The following is a 423-nucleotide window of genomic DNA, read 5'->3' on the forward strand; positions in this document are numbered from 1 at the left end:
AATATCATCGGCCGGAACAGTACTAGATATTAAATGATAAACAACATCGGCCTCTAAAATTGCCTCTGCTAGTAGTTGAGTATTGTTAAAAGTTCCTTGAAACCAATTTACCCTGCCTATTAAATGATCGGGACAGGCTTTTCTATCGAATATACTAACCTCATACGCATCTGTTAAATAGCTTGCTAAGATATTTTTACCTATAAAACCATACCCTAAAATACTGATTTTCTTTTTCATCATCACTAAGTACTCGTTTGTTCCAAAAAATCAAATATTTCGTTTATTCCATATTCAAGGTTAAGAAGGGCATCTCCGCCTAGCAATTTCTTGAATTTTTCATTATCAATGGTATATGAGGGGTTAGTCACGCTGCCTTTATACTGTCTCTTATACACATCTCCGAGCCCACGAGACAGTACT

1 protein-coding gene is annotated in these 423 nt (G+C 35.7%); it reads right to left on the reverse strand.

Features of this window, described 5'->3' with window-relative positions:
* Nucleotides 1–240: NAD-dependent epimerase/dehydratase family protein (locus JHD69_RS20485; RefSeq protein WP_199142161.1), on the reverse strand; the 240-nt coding region annotated here is incomplete at its 3' end.
* Between the last annotated feature and the right edge of the window lie 183 nt (nt 241–423).

The sequence above is a fragment of the Pedobacter sp. ASV12 genome (genome assembly GCF_016429155.1).
Taxonomy (GTDB): Bacteria; Bacteroidota; Bacteroidia; order Sphingobacteriales; family Sphingobacteriaceae; genus Pedobacter.